This is a genomic window from Kitasatospora sp. NBC_01300 (assembly GCF_041435235.1).
In the GTDB taxonomy this organism is placed as follows: Bacteria; Actinomycetota; Actinomycetes; order Streptomycetales; family Streptomycetaceae; genus Kitasatospora.
This window is the reverse complement of sequence record NZ_CP108408.1, coordinates 2,804,502-2,823,937: the sequence shown is the minus strand read 5'-3', so window position 1 is coordinate 2,823,937 and position 19,436 is coordinate 2,804,502. Positions and strand designations below refer to the sequence as shown.

The window sequence follows — 19,436 nt, the reverse complement described above, 5'->3', positions numbered from 1 at the left end:
CCGGGGACCGGAGCCGGGCGGCGCCCGGGGATGGTGAGATGGAGGTGTGCTGAGACCGACCCTCACCCCGCGCCAGGAGGACCGGGGGATCGCCCTGCTCGGTCTGCTCGGCGGAGCACTGCTGATCGCGCTCCAGGTCTACGACAACTCCTCGCGGATCCCGCGCGGGGCGGTGGTGCCGGCACTGCTGGTGATGGCGGTGCTGGAGCTGTTCCGCCGGACCAGGCCGGTGCTCACCACGACGCTGGGCGGGCTCGCCTTCGGGTACAGCATCTTCACCGGCGCCCTGCTGGCGACCAGTCTGATGTACACCGACCTGCTCTACGCGGCGGTGCTCTACGGGACCCCGAGGATGTCCCGGATCCTGCACCTGACCGGCACGGGCTCGGTGCTGGTGCTGTCCACCCTGGTGCTGATCTACAGCGACGCCTCGAACGCGGTGGCGGTGGTGGTGCTCACCGTGCTGATCTACCTGGCGCCGGTCTGGACCGGGGACGTGGTCCGCAAGCACCGCGACCGGGCGGTGAGCGAGCGGCTGCGGGCCGAACAGACCGCGCTGCTCTCGGAGATGGACCGGCGTGAGGCCGTCGTCGCCGAACGAGCCAGGATGGCAAGGGAGTTGCATGACGTGGTGGCCAACCACCTGTCGGCGATCGCGATCCACGCGACCGGCGCGCAGTCCGTCGCCCGGCGCCGCCGGCTGGCCGGGGACGACCCGCTGGTGGAGGTGCTGGCGGTGATCCGGGAGAGCAGCGTCCAGGGTTTGGCCGAAATGCGCCGCATGATCGGACTGCTGCGCGACAGCGGCGGGGGAGAGGCGGACGAGTCGTACGCGGCGCCCGACCTGGCCGCCGTGGACGCCCTGCTGGCCAAGGCCCGGGCGGCCGGCCAGGACGTCGGGCTGGACTTCGAACTCGCCGAGCAGGGCGAGCGCGGGGAGGTCCCGGTGCCGGTCCGGCTGGCCGCGTACCGGATCGTCCAGGAGTCGCTGACCAACGCGCTCAAGCACGCCGGGCCCGGACTGGTCAGCGTGCGGCTGGAGTTCGGCCCCGAGGAACTGCGGATCGCCGTCGACAGCCCGTACCGGCACGGGCCGGGCCGCGAACTGCCCGGCGCCCGGGCCGGGCTGGTCGGCATGGCGGAGCGGGCCGGGCTGCTCGGCGGCAGCTTCGAGGCGGGGCCGCGGAACGACTACTGGAGCGTGCGCGCGGTGCTGCCGCGCGGGCGGGAGAGCGGGGCAGGGGCATGACGATCCGGGTGCTGGTGGCCGAGGACCAGGCGGCGGTACGGGCGGCGCTGGTGATGATCCTGCGGGCCGAGCCGGACATCGAGGTGGTCGGGCAGGCCGCCGACGGCGAGGAGGCCGTCCGGCTGGCGCTGGAGCTGCGGCCCGACGTGGTGCTGATGGACGTGCAGATGCCCCGGCTGGACGGCGTCTCGGCGACCCGGCAGGTGGTCGCCGCCGGCGCCGGCCAGGTGCTCGTGCTGACCACCTTCGACCTGGACGAGTACGTCTACGGCGCGCTGCGGGCCGGCGCGGCCGGGTTCCTGCTCAAGGACCTGGAGGCGGACACCCTGGTCGAGGGCGTCCGGACGGTGGCGCGCGGGGACGGCATGCTGGCGCCCTCGGTGACCAGGCGGCTGATCGGCGCCTTCGCCCGGCCGGACCGGGCGGTCGGGCCGGAGACCAGGGAGGCGGTGGCCGGGCTGACCCCGCGTGAGCGGGAGGTGCTGGCCTGCATCGGGGCCGGGCTGTCCAACGGGGAGATCGCGGCCCGGCTGGAGATGGCGGAGGCGACCACCAAGACGCACGTCAGCCGGATCCTGGCGAAGCTGCGGCTGCGCAACCGGGTGCAGGCGGCGATCCTGGCGCAGGACCTCGGGCTGACCGGCTGACCATCCGACCGTCCGATGGCCAGGTCGGCCGGTCCGGTCGGACGGCCCCATCGACCGGTCTGATCGGCTGGTCACGGCGGGTCTGGGTCGCCCGACCAGGTCGGGCGCAGATCACACTCCCGATTGACACCACGGGGCCGGATTGGGCATTAGAGTCCCGGCAACGAGCGACGCGGCTCTCCGGCGGTGACCCCTGCCCTGAGCCGCCTTCAGGGCCCGCCCCAGGGCGGCGACGGCATCGGGAGACCCAGCCATGAGCAATGCGTCCAGCAAGCAGATCGCCGTGATCGGTGCCGGCCTGATGGGCGCCGGCATCGCCCAGGTATCCGCGCAGGCCGGCCACCCGGTGGTGCTGCGGGACGTCACCGAGGAGGCCCTGCAGCGCGGTCTCACGGGCATCCGCGCCTCCTACGCGAAGTTCGTCGCCAAGGGCCGGATGAGCGCCGAGGACGCCGAGGCCGCGCTGGGCCGGATCACCACCACCACCGACCTGGGCGCCGTCGCCGAGGCCGACATCGTGGTCGAGGCCGTGTTCGAGCAGTTCGAGGTCAAGGAGGGCGTCTTCCGGGAGCTCGACAAGCTCGCCAAGGACGGCGCGGTGCTGGCCTCCAACACCTCCGCCATCCCGATCACCCGGATCGCCGCCGCCACCCGGCGCCCCGAGTCGGTCGTCGGCGTGCACTTCTTCTCGCCGGTGCCGCTGATGAAGCTGGTCGAGCTGGTCCGCGGCTACAAGACCAGCGACGAGACCCTGGCCGCCGCCCGCGCCTTCGCCGAGGGCGTCGGCAAGGACGTCGTGGTGGTCAACCGGGACGTGGCCGGCTTCGTCACCACCCGCCTGATCACCGCGCTGGTCGTCGAGGCCGCCAAGCTGTACGAGTCGGGCGTCGCCACCGCCGAGGACATCGACACCGCCTGCCGCCTCGGCTTCGGCCACCCGATGGGCCCGCTGGAGACCGCCGACCTGACCGGCGTGGACATCCTGCTGCACGCCGCCCGCAACATCTACGACGAGACCCAGGACGAGAAGTTCGCCGCCCCGGAGATCATGGCGCGGATGGTCACCGCCGGCGACCTCGGCCGCAAGAGCGGCCGCGGCTTCTACCCGTACGAGGGCAAGTGAGCCCCCGCCGGAACGGGTGAACGACGACGCCCGGCGACCGGGCGGGCCGTGCGGCGGAACACCGTACGGCCCGCCCGCCCGGGGTCGGGTGAGTTTCCTCACGCCAGGTGCCGCAGACGGGTGATTTGGGCGGTAATCGAGCGTAGGTGTGGAGACTGACTGCGTATATTCCCTCGGACGAGTGAAGTTGCTTCAGATCTGGCCGGAACCAGCAACCTGCGCTGCTGGTTCGCCGTCAGAAGAGGGAGACCCGGCCCAGCACGACGAGGCTGAGACCGGACCCGGGCGAGGGGCCACGGCCCGCCCGGATGGACACCCCCACCCCCCGACCCGGCACGGCCGGGTCGGACCACCCCCGTACCGGACCGGTCAGGCGAAGGAGGAGAGCATGCGCATCACCGGCGACCACAGGGCGCTGGCCATCGAAGGCCGCCTCGACGTGCGCACCGCCGCCGATGCGCGCGCCCGGCTGCACCAGGCCGTGGACGGCGGCCTCGGCGACCTCGTGCTCGACCTCGCCCGGCTGGAGTTCTGGGACGCCACCGGCCTCGGCGTGATCATGGGCACCCACCGCAGGGCCGGCCGGATCGGCCGGCGGCTGGTGCTGCGCTCCGTCCCGGCCCAGCTCCAGCGGCTGCTGGTGGCCACCAAGCTGCACCGCATCCTGGCCGTGGACGGCGTCACCGAGGCCCACGGGATCGCCCTCTAGGGCCTGTCCGGTCCTGCCCCCGCCTGGCCCCGGCCCTCGTTCGTCCCCTGCCTTCGTTCGGTCCCCGCCCGCTCTTCGTCCGGCTCCGACCCGGCTCCGACCCGGCTCCGACCCGGCTCCGACCCGGCTCTGACCGGCCGTCGCCCGGCCCCCGACCGGGCCGCGCCTGCGCGGGCGGGCCCGGATGTGCAAGAGTCTGCCCGTCAGATGACGGCCGCCCCAGCCAGCTGCCCCCAGCCCGCGCGCGGCCGCGACCGAGACGTCAGCCGCCGGCGCGGGACGCCGGCGGCCGAGCAGGATGCGGAGCAGAACGTGGCACAGCCAACCGGGGAGTTCCGGCAGGAGGCCGCCCGCACCCGCGGCGGCGAACTCGTCTCCGGCGCCCTGCTGGTCGGCGTCGGCGCCCCGGACGGCTCCGAGGTCAGGCCCTGCCCCGAGGAGTGGCGGCCCCGCCCGCGCCGGATCGAGCGCAGCGAGCCCGCCCGGGGCCCGGTCGGCGGCGTCGGCCGTGCGGTCGGCCCGCTCGCCCTCGGTGCCGGGCCCGCCGACCTGCCGCTGCTCGACCGCGAGGCCGACGTCGCCGAACTCCTCGGCCTGCTGGCCGAGGGCCGCTCGATACGCCTGGTCGGCCAGGCCGGCTCGGGCCGCAGCGCACTGCTGTCGGCCGTCGCCGAGGCCGCCGCCGACCTCGCCCCCGGCGGCGTCGTCCAGCTCTGCGGGCACCGCCGCACCGCCGCCGACCTGCTCCAGGACCTCTTCGCGGCCACCCACCACGCCCCCGGCTACCGGCCCGACCCGGGCCAGCTGGCCGTGCACCTCGCCGAGGTCGGCGCGATCGTGGTCGTCGACGGCGCGGAGCAGTCCGGCGCCGAGCTGGAGGACCTGCTCGCCCTCGCCCCCGGCTGCGCCTTCCTGATCTCCGCCGCCCCCGGGAGCCCGGCGCTGTCGCCCGGCTCCCGCTTGCAGGACCACCTCGTCGCCGGGCTCTCCCGCTCCGCCTGCCTCGCCCTCGCCGCCCGCCAGGCCGGGCGGCCGCTGGACGTCGAGGAGAAGGCCTGGGCGGTCGACCTCTGGTTCGAGTCCGAGGGGCTGCCGCTGCGCTTCGTCCAGGCCGCCGCGCTGCTGCGCCAGCGGGACGTGGCGGTGGACGCGCTGGTCGCCGCCGAGGAGGACCGGATGGGGGTCTTCGGCGCGGTCGAGGAGCCCGTCCACGACCCCGACCCGGCCGTCCGCGAGAACGCGCTGCGCCGCACCGTCCCGCTGCCGTCCGTCGCCGAGACCGCCTCACCCGCCGTCCGGCTCGCGGAGGGGCTCAGCGAGCCCGCCCAGGCCGTCCTGAGGCTCGCCGTCGCGCTCGGCGGCGAGTGCCCCACCGCGCCGCACCTGCCCGCGCTGATCGACGTCGGCCAGGGCGAGAGCGCCCTCGCCGAACTCGCCGACGCCGGGCTGGCGGTGTCCATCGGCGGGCACCACCGGCTGACCGCCGGGGTGCTGGACCTGCTCGCCCCGCACTGGCCGGCCCGCGGCTGCCTGGACGGCGCCGCCCAGCACTTCGCCTGGTGGGTCGGGCACAGCTCGGTGTCGCTGGAACAGGTCGCGGCCGAGGCGGAGGTGGTGGTCGGCGTGCTGGTCGCGGACCGGGAGGCAGGCCGGCACGACGCCGTCGTGCGCCTGGCCCGGGCGGCCGCGCCCGCGCTGGCGCTGGCGCTGCGCTGGGGCGCCTGGGAGCGGGTCCTGCAGCTGGGGCTGGAGGCGGCCCGCCGGACGGGCTCCGGCACCGACCAGGCCTGGTTCCACCACGAGGCGGGCGTGCACGCGTTCTGCGTCCGGGAGCCGTCCCGGGCGATGGCCGAGCTGGAGACGGCGCTCACCCTGCGGGCCGCCGCCGGCGAGCAGCGCGGCGTCGCGGCGGCCGGCCGGATGCTGGACCTGCTGCGCGCCGACGGGCGGCAGCTGCCGCCCGCGGCGTCCCCCGGGCCGGCGCCCGTGCGGCGGCCCGTGATCCGCGCGATAGCCAAGGTGCCGTCCAGCCTGCGCTCCGGGACGAGGCGCCGGGTGATCGCCGCGTCGGCGGCTGTCCTCGCGCTCGGGGCGCTCGGGACGGCGGTGGCGATGAGCGCCACCGGTCCGGAGCAGCACCCGGGCAACGATCCGCACACCCGGCTCGACGACCCCGACGGCGGGCAGGGCGGGCCGCTCCCGTCCCCGCACGTCGGTGTCGGTGTCCCGACCGCGGGCGCCGGTGCCACCGGTACGGGGGCGCCAGGGGCGGGGGCGCCGGGGACGGACGCGGGGGGCGGTCCGGCGGCGGGCGGGACCAGCCCGGAGTCGTCGGCGAGCGGTGGCGCCTCGCACTCGCCGAGCGCGTCGAAGAAGCCGGGCCGTGGGCCGAGCGAGACCGCGGGGGCCACCGAGCAGTCGCAGCAGCCGCAGCCGCCCGCACCGGGACAGTCGCAGCCGCCGGCCCAGCAGTCCGGCCCGCCGCCGGGCGGCAGCGGCGGCAGTGGTGGCGGCACCGGCGGTGGCAGTGCCGGCGGTGGCAACTCCGGGGGCACTCAGCCCGGCGGAGGCACCAGCACGCCGCCCCCGTCGAAGTCGTCGACCACGCCGCCCCCGGCGACCGCGACCACCCCGCCGCCCGCCACGACGGGCCCCTCGACCGGGACGTCCAGTCCTCCGCCGACGACGCCCTCGCCGTCCGCGAGCTGACCGGTCAGAACAGCTTGAGCTTGTCGTCGTCGATGCCGCGCAGCTCGTCGTAGTCCAGCACCACGCAGCCGATGCCCCGGTCGGTGGCCAGCACGCGGGCCTGGGGCTTGATCTCCTGGGCGGCGAAGATGCCCTTGACCGGGGCCAACAGCGGGTCCCGGTTGAGGAGTTCGAGGTAGCGGGTGAGCTGCTCGACGCCGTCGATCTCACCGCGGCGCTTGATCTCGACGGCCACCGTGGCGCCGTCCGAGTCGCGGCAGAGGATGTCGACCGGGCCGATCGCGGTGGGGTACTCGCGGCGGATCAGGGACCAGCCGGCGCCGAGCACCTCCATCCGGTCCGCGAGCAGCTCCTGGAGGTGCGCCTCGACGCCGTCCTTGATCAGGCCCGGGTCCACCCCGAGTTCGTGGGAGGAGTCGTGCAGCACCTCCTCCAGCGTGATGATGAGCTTCTCGCCGGCCTTGTTCTCCACCGTCCAGACCCCGTCCGCCTCCTTGAGGGCGCACGGCGGGGACATCCAGTTGAGCGGCTTGTAGGCGCGGTCGTCGGCGTGGATGCTGACGCTGCCGTCGGCCTTGACCAGGATGAGCCTGGTGGCGGAGGGCAGATGGGCGGAGAGCCGACCGGCATAGTCGACTGAGCAGCGGGCAATTACGAGACGCACGGTCGACCACGCTAGCCCACCGGGGCCAGTTGATGCGATTCCACGACGACCGGGTGAAGAAACCGGGAACCCCGCGAACATGGAGGTTCGGCAATTCCGCTCACCGCCCGTCGCGGTCTGGCGCCCACCCCCTGGGGTCGCTACCGTACGTGACGGCACGCGTGCGGGATCGCTGTCAACGGGGACGGAGACTTCAGATGAACGATCCGACGGGATCCGGCCAATGTGGTGCACCGCCGGGTATTTCCGAAGCAATCCACAGGAATGACGGGCCCGTTCCGCCGTTGACTGCCACGCTGTTCCGAGCGCGGTCGGTGTCCGGGACGTCACGTCCCGTGGTGCCGCCGCTTTCGCAGGGTGTCAAAAACGCCCGTTCCACGGCGTTCCGGACACCACGCGCGATCCGCCCACCCTCACTGTGAGCTTGGACTACGCATGACCACCCGGGCGCCGCGCGGGTGGACCGCGAGAGGAGAATCCATGTCGCTCGACGTCTCACCGGCCCTGCTGGAAAAGGCCGAGCGGGGCGAGGTCGACGAGCGGGAATTCGTCGACTGCGTCCGCGTCTCGCTGCCGTACGCCTGGGACCTGATCAGCTCGCTGGTCGCCCAGGCGAAGGTCGACGGTACCGACTTCGCCGACAACCAGGTACCGCCGCCCAGCGAGCAGGCCCGCGGCCAGCTCCTGCGGGCCCTCGCCAGCGACGCCATCCGGGGGGCCCTGCAGCGGCACTTCGGGGTGCGGCTGGCCTTCCAGAACTGTCACCGGGTGGCGGTCTTCCTGCCGTCGGACGCCAACGAGGCACGGCACGCACGCTTCACCTCGGTCCGGGAGCAGCTGCTCAACCAGTCCGAGCAGTTGCGGGACTGCTGACCCGGCAGCACCGCCGATGCCGGGTCCTGGGTCCTGTCCGGCCCTAGCGGCCCGGAAGGTCGTCGGGCCGCCCCCGTCCCCCGGTGCGGGGGGAGGGGCGGCGGCCCGGACCGGGCCCGGCGGCTCCACCCCCGGGCTCACCCCAGCTGCGGCAGCACCTCGGAGCCGAGCCGGGCGATGTTGTGCAGGGTCGCCTCGCCGTCGCCGCTGCCCTCCGCGAGCAGCGCGAAGCGGCGGATGCCGGTCCGCTCGGCGGTGGCCAGCAGCCGGTCGGCGCACTGCCGCGGCGTGCCCACCGCGTGCAGGTCGCAGAGGAGTTCGGTGTACTCGCGCGGGTCGCGCATCTTGCGCTCCCGGCCGTCCACGGTGCGGTGGGCGCCGAGCCCGTACTCGAACCAGCCCGGCATGGCGTTCAGCAGGGTGGCGCGGGCCGCCGAGGTGCGGTCGTCGACCTGGGCCACCCCGGCCGCGACGTGCCGGCGGTTCACCCGGCGCAGCTGCTCCTCGCCGCGCCCAGCGGCCAGCCAGGCGTTGCGGTACAGCTCCAGCATGCGCAGCTTGTCGTCGTCGCCGGAGTGCATGCCGAGCAGCATCGGCAGGCCGCGTTCGGCGGCCAGCCGCACCCCGCTCGGCGAGGTGCACGCGACCACCATCGGCGGGCCGGCCACCGGCCGCCCGGACGCGTCGAGTTCATCGCCGAAGCCCTCGCCGAGGCCCTCGACGTCCTGCCGCTGGCGCGGGAACCGCACCGGGCCGGACCGCTCGCCGAGACCGAGCCAGCTGCCCAGTTCGGACCGCCGCACCGGTTCGGTGGCGCGCGGCACCACCGCCACCTCGGGGAAGGCGAACTGCGGGCCGTCCGCGCCGACCCGGGAGCCGCGCAGCCAGCGCAGCAGCAGGTCCAGCCGCTCCGGGAAGCCGTTCTCGAAGGCGTCCACGCCGCCGCCGAACACGTCCAGGTCGATCCAGGGGCCGCCGCGGCCCACCCCGAGCGTGAAGCGCCCGTCCGAGGTGAGGTGCAGCAGCGCGGCCTGCTCGCCGAGCGCCACCGGGTGGGCGGTGGAGAGCACGCTGACCGCAGTGCCGACGCCGATCCGGCGGGTGCGGCCGAGCAGCAGCGCGGCCAGCGTGGCGGCGTTGGGGCAGACCCCGTACGGGACGAAGTGGTGCTCGGCCAGCCAGACGCTGTCCAGGCCCGCGCGTTCGGCCTCGACGGCGGCCCGGACGGTGCGGTCCAGCGCCTCGCGGTGGCTCTGCCCGGGGAACTGCGCGGACAGCAGGAACGCGCCGACCCGCACCGGCGCGGTGTCCGGCGGGAGCGCGCCCGCCCGCTGCGGCACGGGCAGCGGCTCGCCCGCCGCTGCCGTGACCGGGGCGGGCGAGGTCAGCACGGGCCCGGCGGTGGGCGGTCGGACTCCGACGGGCCGACGGGTCTCGGCGCGGGCGCTGGTCTTGGTCATGGTGGGGCCTCCTCGGGTGCGCGCAGGGTCTGCGGGCCCCGCCTGTTCCCCTTGTGGGTATCCGATGTCATGTGCCAATGGCACGCGGAAACCCCGATTTCCTCGAAGATCGGGTGGATCTCGGCAAAAACGAGGGAGCGTCGGACGATGCCGTGATAGTGGCCTGTCGGAAGGGCGGCCGGCCGTAGGCTTGAACGGACCCGAAACCCGGAAGAGAGGTAGTCCGACGTGTCGCCGCGCCGCAACCGGATCAAGAGCGCCGACCCGGGCGGGAGCGCCGAGCAGGCCTCCCCGCTCGGCGGATCGCTGCGCCGCACCGAGAGCCACCAGGGCGACGACTGGGTGGTCCAGACGGTCGCCGGGACGGCCGGGCGGCACTACCGGTGCCCGGGCTGCGACCAGGAGATCCCGCCCGGGATGGGCCACGTGGTGGCCTGGCCGATGCACGGCGCGGGCGTGGACGACCGGCGGCACTGGCACCGCGCCTGCTGGGGCGCGCGGGAGCGCCGGGCCTCCAACGTCCTGCGGGGCCGCGGCGCTCCGCGGTACTGAGCCGGTCAGGCGTCCCGGTTCTTGAGCACCAGCGCGCCGCCGACCAGGGCGGCGAGCGTCCAGGCCAGGCAGATCACGAAGCCCGCCCACGGCCCGTACGGCTGGCCGTGCTGCTCGTATACCAGCAGCATCCGCGAGCCCGCGTAGTCCGGGAAGTAGTGGGCCAGGGTCCTGACCTTCGGCACCGCCGAGAGGATCGGCGAGAGCAGGAAGAAGAACGGGACCAGGACGCCCAGCGCCAGCGTCTGGCTGTGCAGCATCGTGGTGACGCCGGCCGAGAACAGGCAGAGCATCGTCAGGTACAGCGCGGCGCCGAACACCGCGCGCAGCACGTGCGGTTGGTCGAGGCTGGTGGAGTGCGAGCCGAGCAGCGCCTGGCCGGTGAAGAAGGTGACGAAGGCCGTCACCACCGACACCGCCAGGGCCATCGCGCCGAGCACCACCGCCTTGCCGGTGAGCAGGGTGCCGCGCTGCGGGACGGCGGCCAGGGTGACCCGGATCATGCCGGTGCTGTACTCGTTGCCGATGGCCAGCACGCCGAACACGATGATGGCGAGCTCGCCGAGCATGATGCCGGAGAAGGCCGTGCCGGTGGCGTCGAAGACGGCCTGGTCGCCCCGCCGGAACTCGCCGAAGTTGCTGTTGGTGAGCAGGGACAGCAGCGCGCCGATGCCGACGGTGACGACGAAGGTCAGCGCGAGCGTCCAGATCGTCGAGCGGACGCTGCGGATCTTCGTCCACTCGGAGCGCAGGATCGCCGGGAAGGACGTCATCTCAGTTCTCCTCCTGCTGGGCCGCCGCGGTCCGCGGGGCGCCGTCCGCCTTCCACTCGGCGCCCCAGACGCCGGGTGCGCCGGCCGCGTCCCGGCCCGGGCCGTCGCCCGCGTGGTACTCCACCGAGTCGGCCGTCATCTGCATGAACGCCTCCTCCAACGAGGCCTGCTGCGGGCTGAGTTCGTGCAGGACGACGCCGTGGGCCGCGGCCAGGTCGCCGAGCCGGGCGAGGTCGCCGTCGACCACCTCGTAGGAGCCACCGGGCCCGGGTTCGGACCGGAGCCCGGCGCCGGACAGGGCGTCGAGCAGGCGCTCGGGGTGCGGGGTGCGAATCCGGACGGCGGAGCGGGAGTTGCGTCGGATGAACTCCGGCATCGGCAGGTCGGCGAGCAGCCGGCCCTTGCCGATGACCACCAGGTGGTCGGCGGTGACGGCCATCTCGCTCATCAGGTGGGAGGAGACGAAGACGGTCCGGCCCTCGGTGGCGAGCCGCTTCATCAGGTTGCGGATCCAGAGGATGCCCTCCGGGTCCAGTCCGTTGACCGGCTCGTCGAACATGACGATCTCCGGGTCGCCGAGCAGTGCGGAGGCGATGCCCAGGCGCTGGCCCATGCCGAGCGAGAAGCCGCGGGCCCGCTTGCGGGCGACCGGGGTGAGGCCCACCAGGCCGAGCACCTCGTCCACCCGGCGGGTCGGGATGCGGTTGCTCTGGGCGAGCCAGAGCAGGTGGTCGCGGGCGGTGCGGCCGGGGTGGACGGCCTTGGCCTCCAGCAGCGCGCCGATGTACTTGAGCGGTTCGCTGAGCTGCCCGTAGCGCTTGCCGTCGATGGTCACCCGGCCGCTGGTGGGGCGGTCGAGGTCGAGGATCATGCGCATGGTGGTGGACTTGCCCGCGCCGTTGGGGCCGAGGAATCCGGTCACCACGCCCTGGGGGACCTGGAAGCTGAGCCGGTCCACCGCGAGGGTCCTGCCGTAACGTTTTGTCAGGTCGTGCAACTCGATCATTCGCGCTCCCTTACTCCTTGTCAGGCTAGGACAAAGCGGATATCGCGGCCCGCTGAGTGGGCCCGCCGGGCGTGCCGGAATACGGTGGGCCCATGACCCAGCCCCCCTCCGCAGTGTCCGTCCGCGAGAGCGGCACCGGAACACCCCTCGTGCTGCTGCACGCCTTTCCGTTGAACGCCTCGATGTGGTCCGCCCAACTGGACGCGCTGCCCGGTCTGACCGGCGACGAGGCCCGGGTGATCGCCCCGGACCAGCGCGGCTTCGGCGGCACCGAGCTGGGGGCCGACGAACCCTCGCTGGACCTGGTCGCCGACGACCTCGCCCTGCTGCTGGACGCGGCCGGGATCGAACGCGCGGTGGTCGGCGGGCTCTCCATGGGCGGCTACGTGGCGCTGGCCTTCGCCCGCCGCCACCCGGACCGGCTGGCCGGACTGCTGCTGGCCGGCACCCGCGCCACCGCCGACACCGACGCCGTCCGGGCCAACCGGGAGCGGATCGCGGCCGCCGTCACCGCCCGGGGCAGCGTCCAGTTGCTGCTCGACGAGGAGGTCGCCGCCGGGCAGCTCGGGCCGGACTCGCTGCACCTGGTGGAGCGGGTGCGGTCGCTGGTCGCCGCCGCGTCGCCGGCCGCCGTCGCCTGGGCCCAGCGGGCCATGGCGGCCCGGCCGGACGCGCTGGACGTGCTGGCCGGGCTGCGGGTGCCCACCGCCGTCGTCGCGGGCGCGCAGGACGGCCTGGTGGCACCGGAGGAGGCCGAAACGATGCTCCGGGCCCGTCCGGACGCCGAACTGACCGTCATCCCCGGGGCGGGCCATCTGAGCGCCCTGGAGGCACCGGAGGCGTTCAACACCGCCGTCCGCGACCTGCTGGCCCGGGTGACGGCCGGATGAGGGAGGAATCGACCGGCTGGGACTTCTCGGCGTTGGAGGTGACCGGCCGGATGCCCGTGACCAACCGCGGCGAGGGCCTGGTCGAACTGACCCTGGAACCGCTCGGCGAGGACTACTGGCTGCGCCCCGGCGAGACCTTCATCGTCACCTCGTACGGCGACCACGGCTCCGGCCACCCGTTCGAGGTGCAGTACTGGCCGGACTCGGTGTCGGTCTGGTGCACCTCGTGGTTCGGCACCGTCTCCGACGACGAGGGCAACCAGCTCAGCAGCGGGCACCAGCGGCCCGACGGGGCCTACCCCAGGTGACGCCCGCTCACCCGGGTCACCCGAGATGATGACGGTGGAAAGACGGCAGGCCCTCACCCGGGTGGGTGAGGGCCTGTCTGCTGTTCCGTACGTGCCGTCCGTTCCGCACGTACCGCCGGGCACTGCTGCCCGGCGGCGGCGTCAGCGCGACTGCTGGGCGGGCACGCCCATGGTGTCGTCGCCCGGCAGCGAGGCGGCGGCCACGGCCGCGCCGGTCAGCGTCGCCAGCATCTCGCGGACGTTGGTCAGCTGGGCGTTGATGCTGTCGCGGCGGTTGGTGAGCGCCGCCAGCTCGCGCTCGGACTCGCTGCGGATCCGGTCGGCCTTGGCGTTGGCGTCCGCCACGATGTCCTCGGACTGGCGCTGCGCCGTCTCGACGGTCTGGCGGGCGCGGCGCTCGGCGTCGGTGCGCAGCTTCTCGGCCTCCAGGCGCAGCTGCTCGGCCCGGTGCTCGATCTCGGCCAGGCGCTTCTCGGCCTTGGCCTGACGGGCGGCCAGGTCGCGCTCGGACTGCTCGCGGCGCTTGGCCAGGTTGGTCTCGAACTCCAGCGCGGCCTGGGCGGCCTTGGTGCGGGTCTCCTCGAAGAGGGCGTCCGCCTCCTCGCGCTTGTTCTGGGCGTCCTTGTTGGCCTCGGCGCGCAGCTGGGCGCTGTCGCTCTTGGCCTTGTCGACGATCCGCAGACCCTCGTCCTCCGCCTTGGCCTTGCGGTCCTTGGCGTAGTTCTCGGCCTCGGTGCGGACCTGCTGGGCAGCGGCCTCGGCGAGCTCGCGGTGCTGCTCGGAGGCGCGGTGCGCCTCGTCGCGCAGGTCCTTGGCCTCCTCCTCGGCCAGTCGCAGGATCTTCTCGACCCGGGCGCCGAGACCGGCGTACGAGGGCTCGGCCTCGGTGACCGCCGCCTGCGCGGTCTGGGTCTCCAGGTGGAGTTCCTCGATGCGCTTCTCGAGCGCGCTGATCCGGGTCAGGGCACTGTCACGGTCGGCCACCAGCTTGGTGATCCGCTCGTCGACCTGGGCGCGCTCGTACCCACGGCGCACCAGGTCGAAGCCGTGAGGGGAGTGACTGTCGCTCATGGGGTTCTGGGCTTCCTGTCGTCAAACCGCTGAGGTGGTTGAGGGAATCCTGACACGGTACCGGAGTGTCGACGGCGAGATGCCGTCGTCCCGCGGACAATGTCCGCTCAATCGGGTGGTGCGTTCTTGGAACGATTGCCGCCCGACCGGGGGGAACCAATTCCGGCACCCGCCTTGGCACCCCCGTCCTTCTTGGTGCTGCTTCCCCCGTTGGTCTGGGCGACCGGTGCCGGTGCCTCGAACGCCTCCAGCGCGGACAGCACGTCCTGCACCCTGGAGATCTCGGTGTTGATGTCCTTGCGCCGCCGCACCAGCTCGTCCAGCTCGCGCCGGCCCTCGTCGGTGACCCGCTTCGCCTCGGCCTGCGCCTCGGCGAGCAGCCGCTCGGCCTCCGCCTTCGCCAGCTCGACCTGCTCGTCCGCGCTGCGGTCGGCGTCCCGCAGCCGCTTCTCCGCCTCGGTGGCGGCGTTCTCCAGCCGCTCCTCGGCCTCGGCCTCGGCCGACTGGAGCTTGGCCTCGGCCTTGACGATCAGCGCCTCGGCGCGGCTGGTGGAGTCGGCGAGCTTGGTCTCCGCCTCCTTCAGCAGCCCCTCGGCCTTGCGGACGGCCGAGATCCGGACCTTGCTGGCCTCCGCGGACGCCTCCGAGGTGAGCTCGCCCGCGCGGTCCTCGGCGGCCGCGACCAGCGCCGCCGCCCGGTCCTCGGCCTCGGCGACGGTGGCCACCGCCTGCTCCTCGGCCTCGGTCAGCTGCTCCTGAGCGGCCGTCACCAGGGCGTCGACCCGCTCGCCGGCCGACTTCATGGCCGCCGCGTTCTCCTTGCGGGCGCGCTCGTGCAGCGCCTCCACCTCGGCGTCGGTGCGCTCGCGCAACTCCTCGGCGCGCTCGCGGATCGCGGTGGAGTCCCGGCGGGCCTCGGCGAGCAGCGTGTCGGCGTCGGACCGGCCCTTCTCCACCTCGGCCTGGCCGGCCGCCTCGCCGGCGGCGACCAGCCGGTCGGCCTCCTTGCGGGCGGCGGCGACCATCGCGTCCGCCTGCTCCTCGGCGGCGGCGGTGGTGGCCAGCGCGGTGGTCTGGGCGTCCTCGCCGAGCGACTCGGCGTCCGCGAAGGCCTTCTCCAGGACGGAGTTGGCCTGCTCGCGGGTGGCCTTGTCGAACTGCTCGGCGGCCTCCCGGGTCTCCGCGTCGTACGCGTCGGCGCGGCCGTGGGCGGCGGCGTCGTACTCGTCGGCGAGGGTGCGGGTGGCGAGCGCGTACTCCTCGGCCTCGGCGCGCAGCGCGGCGGCCAGCTCCTCGGCGTCGGCGACCAGGCCGGCCGAGCGCTCGTCGGCGGCGGCCATCGTCCGGGCGGCCTGGGCCTCGGCGTCCGCGCGCAGCTGCCCGGCGCCCTCCCGGGCCGCGTGCAGTACGGCGTCGGCCTCCGCCCGCAGGTGCTCGTCGTAGGCCTGGGCCTCGGCGCGCTGACGGCCCAACTCGGCCTCGTGGGCCTCGCGTTCGGCGGCCAGCTCGCGGTCGGTCAGCTCGCGCAGGGCGGTGGTCTCGGCGTCGGTGCGGGCGCGCAGTTCGGTGGTCTCGTGGTCGGCCAGGGCCCGCTGCTCGGCGGTCTCGGCGTCGGCGAGTTCGCGCAGGGCGGTGGTCTCGGCGTCGGCGAGGGCCCGCTGCTCGGCGGTCTCGCGCTCGGCCAGCTCGCGCAGTTCGGCGGCGGCCTGCTCGGCCCGGTCGCGGACCTCGGCGGCCTCCCGCTCGGCGGCGGCCTTCCGCTCGGCGATCTGCTCGGCGGCGGCCTCGTGCATGCCGGCCACCGACTGGCGGACCTCGGCGGCCTCCTCCTCGGCGGCCTCGACCAGGGCGGCGCCCTCGACGCCGGCGGCGGCGACCAGCTCCTCGCCGTCGACCCGGGCCTGCTCCAGGACGGCGGTGGCCTCGGCCCGGATGCTGTCGGCGGTGGCGCGGGCCTCGGACAGCTCGCGGCCGGCCTCGGCGCGGACCGTCTCGGCCTGCTCGGCGGCGAACGCCAGCTCGGCGGCGGCCTTCTCCCGGACGGCCTTGGCGTCCCGGGCGGCCTCGGCCTGGCGCTGCTCGGCGGCGCTGCGGGCGCCCTCCAGCAGTTCCTCGGCTTCGGCACGCTGGGCGGCGACGTGCTGTTCGGTCGCCTCGCGCTGCTCGGCGGTCTCGCGTTCGACGAGGGCGCGCAGTTCGGCGACGTGCTGTTCGGTCGCTTCGCGCTGTTCGGTGGTTTCGGCGGTGGTGCGTTCGGTGAGTTCGGTGGCGGCCTGTTCGGCCTTGGCCCGGACGTCGGTGGCGTACGCCTCGGCGGCGGTGCGCTGTTCGGTGGTCTCGCGGTCGGCGAGCTCGCGCAGTTCGGCGCTCTCCCGCTCGGCCAGCTCGCGCAGCTCGGTGGTCTCGCGTTCGACGAGGGCGCGCAGTTCGGCGACGTGCTGTTCGGTCGCTTCGCGCTGTTCGGTGGTTTCGGCGGTGGTGCGTTCGGTGAGTTCGGTGGCGGCCTGTTCGGCCTTGGCCCGGACGTCGGTGGCGTACGCCTCGGCGGCGGTGCGCTGTTCGGTGGTCTCGCGGTCGGCGAGCTCGCGCAGTTCGGCGCTCTCCCGCTCGGCCAGCTCGCGCAGCTCGGCGCTCTCCTGCTCGGCGAGGGCCCGCAGCTCGGTGGCGGTCTGCTCGGCCTGCTCGTGGGCGGCCTGGGCGGCGGCCAGCTGCTCGGCGGTCTCCTCGCGTTCGCGGTGCAGCCCGGCGGCGGCCTCCTCGTGCTCGCGCCGGCTCTCCTCCCGCAGCGCGTTCGCGGCGGCCTCGGCCTCGCTGCGGGTACGGGCGGCCTCGGTGTCGGCCTCGGTGCGCACGCGCTCGGCGTCGGCCACCGCGGCGTCCCGGACGGCGCTCGCCTCGGCCTGCGCCTCGGTGCTGAGGGCGGTCGCGGCGGCGTTCGCCTCGGCCCGGACCCGCTGGTCGAACTCGGTCGCGTCCCGGCGGAGTTCGGCGGTCTCGCGCTCGGCGGCGGCGCGGTTCTCGGCGGCCGCGGCCTTGGCGGCGGCGAGGGCGTCCTGGCCCTGCTGCTCGGCGGCGGCGGTGGTCTTCTCGGCCTCGGTACGGGCCCGGGCGAGGGTCTGCTCGGCCCGGCCCTGGGTCTCGGCGGCCTGCTCCTGGGCCTGCGCGCGCAGCCGCTCGATCTCCCCGGCGGCACCCGCGCGCAGCTCGTCGGCGTCGGCCTTGGCCCTGGTGAGCAGTTCCTCGGCGTTCTTCGCCGACTCCTCGATCTGCACGACGGCCTGGCGGCGGGCCTCGCCGCGCACCCGGTCGGCCTCGGCGGCGGCCTGGGCGCGCAGCTCCTCGGCCTCGGCCCGCAGCCGGGCCGCCTCGTCCTGCATCTGCTCGATCCGCTCGCGGATCGCGGCGGCGTCGTCGAGCGCGGCGTTCTGGGCCTGCTCGACGGCGGCCTGGGCCTGCTCGCGCAGGCGCTGCGCCTCGGCGGCGGCCTCGGTGCGGATCCGCTCGGCCTCGGTGGCGGCCTCGGTGCGGGCGGTCTCGGCGTCCTGGTTGGCCTGGCCGAGCACCTCCTCGGCGGTCTTGGCGGCCTTGGCGAGGTGGACGGTGGCGTCCTTGGCGCCGGCCGCCCGGCCCTCCTCCTCGGCCGCGTGGCGCAGCCGCTGGGCCTCGGCCTCGGCGTGGGCGCGGAGTTCGGCGATGTCCCGGTCGGCCTGGGCGCGGAGTTCGGCGATCGCGGCCTCGGCCTCGGCGCGCAGCTCGCCGGCCACCGATTCGGCGGTGGCCCGCAGCCGTTCGCTCTCCTCGGCGGCGGCGGCCTTGGCGGCCTCCGCCTCGGCCTGCTTGGTGGTGGCCTCGGCGCGGATCGCCTCGGCCTCCTTGGTGGCGTGGGCGACCATCCGGGCGACCTCGGCACGGGCGGTCTGCGAGCGCTGCTCGTTGGCGGCCTCGCCGTCGGCGGCCTTGCGTACGGCGGCGGCCTCGGCGTCGGCCTGGAGCTGTTCGGCGGCCTGTTCGGCCTGGGCCCGCAGCTCGGCGGACTCGCGGCGGGTGCGTTCGGCCTCGGCGATCGCCTCGGCACGCAGCCGCTCTATCTCGGCCTGGGCGTGGGCGAGCTGCTGCTCGGCCCGGATCTGCTCGGCGGAGGCCTGCTCCTTGAGCCGGCCGATCTCGGCCTTCGCGACGGCGAGCTGCTGCTCGGCGGCGGCGTGCGCGGCGGCCAGCTGCTGCTGGGCCTCGCCGCGGGCGGCGTCCACGTCGGCGGCGGCCTGGGCGCCGGCCTGCTGGGCGTGCTCGGAGGCGGCGCGCAGCAGGCGCTCGGCGTCGCTCTGGGCCCGCTGGAGGGCGGCCTCGGCGGCGGCCTGGGCCTCGCCGCGGGCGGCGTCGACGTCGGCGGCGGTCTGGGCGCGGGCCTGGTCGGAGAGCGCGACGGCCTCCGCGCGGGCGGCGGCGACCATGCGCTCGGCCTCGGCGCGGGCGTCCTGGAGCAGGCGCTGGGCCTCCTGCTCGGAGCCGGTCCTGGTCTGCTCGGCCCAGCCGTTGACGTGCTGCTCGGCGGTGCGGCGCAGCTCGGTGAGCTCGTCCTCCAGCTGGCGGCGGCGGGCGGTGAGCTCGGCCTCCAGTCGGGCGGTGCGCTCGGCGGCCTCGGCCATGATCCGCTGGGTGGCGGCCTGGGAGTCGCGCAGCTGGCGTTCGGCGTCGGCGCGCAGCTGCTGGGCCTGCATCTCGGCAGTGCGGAGCATCTGCTCGGCCTGGCCGGAGACGGCGTCGAAGGCGCGCGGCTGGGCGAGCATGCGGCGGGACTCGTGCAGCTTGGCCCGGAGCACCTCCACCTGGTAGGCGAGGTCCTCGGCATGCTCGACTGCCTTGTCCCGCTCCTTTCGAGTCCGACCCATCTCGGCCTCGAACTGGGAGAGGTGATCGTCAACCTCGTAGCGGTCGTTGCCCCGCACTCCGCGGTCCCATCCATCTCCTGGTCGCGTCCTCGACCCGGCCGGTCCAGGGCACCCGTTGTCCGGGTACTGGTCCGACTGGCTCCTTGCATCCGCAGCCGGTGGACGGCCCGCCGGTCAAGCCGGGGCCGCCCGCCGCGGTCGTCGGAGCCCTGGGCGTGGAAGCGCGGTGATGCCGCGTTCCCCCGTCCGGGTGGACTCCTGGGCGAACTCTTGCCTTGTGGAGAATGGTGACAGATCAGTGTTGCGACTGTTCAGCCGTGCCCGCGTTGTGGACTCCCCTGCGACGGGCCGGCCACCGTTGGGCGGACGGGCCTGTCATCGGCCGTGCCCGTCGCCTCCGTCCCCCGGAGCCTTCGCGCACCTGGGCATTGTAGTGGGAGCGCACTGCGGGGGAATGGCCGCGTGGTGGTTTTCCGGCTGTCGGACGAGGTTACTGACGGGTCATGACCGGCG

The 19,436-nt window shown here is 74.7% G+C and carries 15 protein-coding genes; 9 read left to right on the top strand and 6 right to left on the bottom strand.

Features of this window, described 5'->3' with window-relative positions; translation table 11 throughout:
• Window positions 1–46 precede the first annotated feature (46 nt).
• The 5 genes from OG556_RS12430 to OG556_RS12410 all read left to right on the top strand — a co-directional run bounded on the left by OG556_RS12430 (window position 47) and on the right by OG556_RS12410 (window position 6,437).
• A complete protein-coding gene (locus tag OG556_RS12430; RefSeq protein WP_371517119.1) occupies window positions 47–1,249 on the top strand; it encodes a sensor histidine kinase in 1,203 nt (400 codons plus the stop codon).
• A complete protein-coding gene (locus tag OG556_RS12425; RefSeq protein ID WP_371517118.1) occupies window positions 1,246–1,896 on the top strand; it encodes a response regulator in 651 nt (216 codons plus the stop codon). The genes OG556_RS12430 and OG556_RS12425 overlap by 4 nt, the downstream gene beginning before the upstream one ends.
• 253 nt (window positions 1,897–2,149) lie before the next feature.
• Window positions 2,150–3,019, top strand: coding sequence for a 3-hydroxyacyl-CoA dehydrogenase family protein (locus tag OG556_RS12420; protein WP_371517117.1), 870 nt, complete (start codon window positions 2,150–2,152; stop codon window positions 3,017–3,019).
• 388 nt (window positions 3,020–3,407) lie between these two features.
• Entirely contained in the window at window positions 3,408–3,728 is a 321-nt protein-coding gene (locus tag OG556_RS12415) for an STAS domain-containing protein (RefSeq protein ID WP_363582008.1), read from the top strand.
• Between the two features lie 312 nt (window positions 3,729–4,040).
• Window positions 4,041–6,437 carry an ATP-binding protein gene (locus OG556_RS12410; RefSeq protein ID WP_371517116.1) on the top strand — a complete coding sequence of 799 codons (2,397 nt, stop codon included), beginning with the start codon at window positions 4,041–4,043 and terminating at the stop codon, window positions 6,435–6,437.
• A 4-nt stretch (window positions 6,438–6,441) separates the two neighbouring features.
• On the opposite strand, the gene nucS is transcribed toward OG556_RS12410, so the two are convergent.
• Window positions 6,442–7,101, bottom strand: coding sequence for an endonuclease NucS (gene nucS, locus OG556_RS12405; protein ID WP_280676005.1), 660 nt, complete (start codon window positions 7,099–7,101; stop codon window positions 6,442–6,444).
• A gap of 480 nt (window positions 7,102–7,581) precedes the next feature.
• On the opposite strand from nucS, the gene OG556_RS12400 reads away from it, so the two are divergent.
• Window positions 7,582–7,974 carry an SCO5389 family protein gene (locus tag OG556_RS12400; RefSeq protein ID WP_371517115.1) on the top strand — a complete coding sequence of 131 codons (393 nt, stop codon included), beginning with the start codon at window positions 7,582–7,584 and terminating at the stop codon, window positions 7,972–7,974.
• Window positions 7,975–8,111: 137 nt separating this feature from the next.
• Here OG556_RS12400 and OG556_RS12395 read toward each other — a convergent pair whose 3' ends face one another.
• Window positions 8,112–9,272 carry an LLM class flavin-dependent oxidoreductase gene (locus OG556_RS12395; protein ID WP_371522678.1) on the bottom strand — a complete coding sequence of 387 codons (1,161 nt, stop codon included), beginning with the start codon at window positions 9,270–9,272 and terminating at the stop codon, window positions 8,112–8,114.
• A 390-nt stretch (window positions 9,273–9,662) separates the two neighbouring features.
• On the opposite strand from OG556_RS12395, the gene OG556_RS12390 reads away from it, so the two are divergent.
• Complete coding sequence (locus tag OG556_RS12390) at window positions 9,663–9,986, top strand: ATP/GTP-binding protein (RefSeq protein ID WP_363371918.1); 324 nt, start codon at window positions 9,663–9,665, stop codon at window positions 9,984–9,986.
• 5 nt (window positions 9,987–9,991) lie between these two features.
• Here OG556_RS12390 and OG556_RS12385 read toward each other — a convergent pair whose 3' ends face one another.
• On the bottom strand, window positions 9,992–10,759 hold the full coding sequence (locus OG556_RS12385; protein WP_371517114.1) for an ABC transporter permease subunit: 768 nt from the start codon (window positions 10,757–10,759) through the stop codon (window positions 9,992–9,994).
• 1 nt (window position 10,760) lies between these two features.
• Complete coding sequence (locus OG556_RS12380; RefSeq protein WP_371517113.1) at window positions 10,761–11,765, bottom strand: ABC transporter ATP-binding protein; 1,005 nt, start codon at window positions 11,763–11,765, stop codon at window positions 10,761–10,763.
• A gap of 92 nt (window positions 11,766–11,857) precedes the next feature.
• Between OG556_RS12380 and OG556_RS12375 the strand changes: the two genes are divergently transcribed.
• Complete coding sequence (locus OG556_RS12375; protein WP_371517112.1) at window positions 11,858–12,655, top strand: alpha/beta fold hydrolase; 798 nt, start codon at window positions 11,858–11,860, stop codon at window positions 12,653–12,655.
• Window positions 12,652–12,963, top strand: a complete 312-nt coding sequence (locus tag OG556_RS12370) for a hypothetical protein (protein WP_350879584.1) — start codon at window positions 12,652–12,654, stop codon at window positions 12,961–12,963. The genes OG556_RS12375 and OG556_RS12370 overlap by 4 nt, the downstream gene beginning before the upstream one ends.
• 141 nt (window positions 12,964–13,104) lie before the next feature.
• On the opposite strand, the gene OG556_RS12365 is transcribed toward OG556_RS12370, so the two are convergent.
• Window positions 13,105–14,034 (bottom strand): hypothetical protein, encoded by a 930-nt coding sequence (locus OG556_RS12365; protein ID WP_063347784.1) that lies wholly within the window; start codon window positions 14,032–14,034, stop codon window positions 13,105–13,107.
• A gap of 107 nt (window positions 14,035–14,141) precedes the next feature.
• Window positions 14,142–18,980 (bottom strand): hypothetical protein, encoded by a 4,839-nt coding sequence (locus tag OG556_RS12360; protein WP_371517111.1) that lies wholly within the window; start codon window positions 18,978–18,980, stop codon window positions 14,142–14,144.
• Window positions 18,981–19,436: the final 456 nt, after the last annotated feature.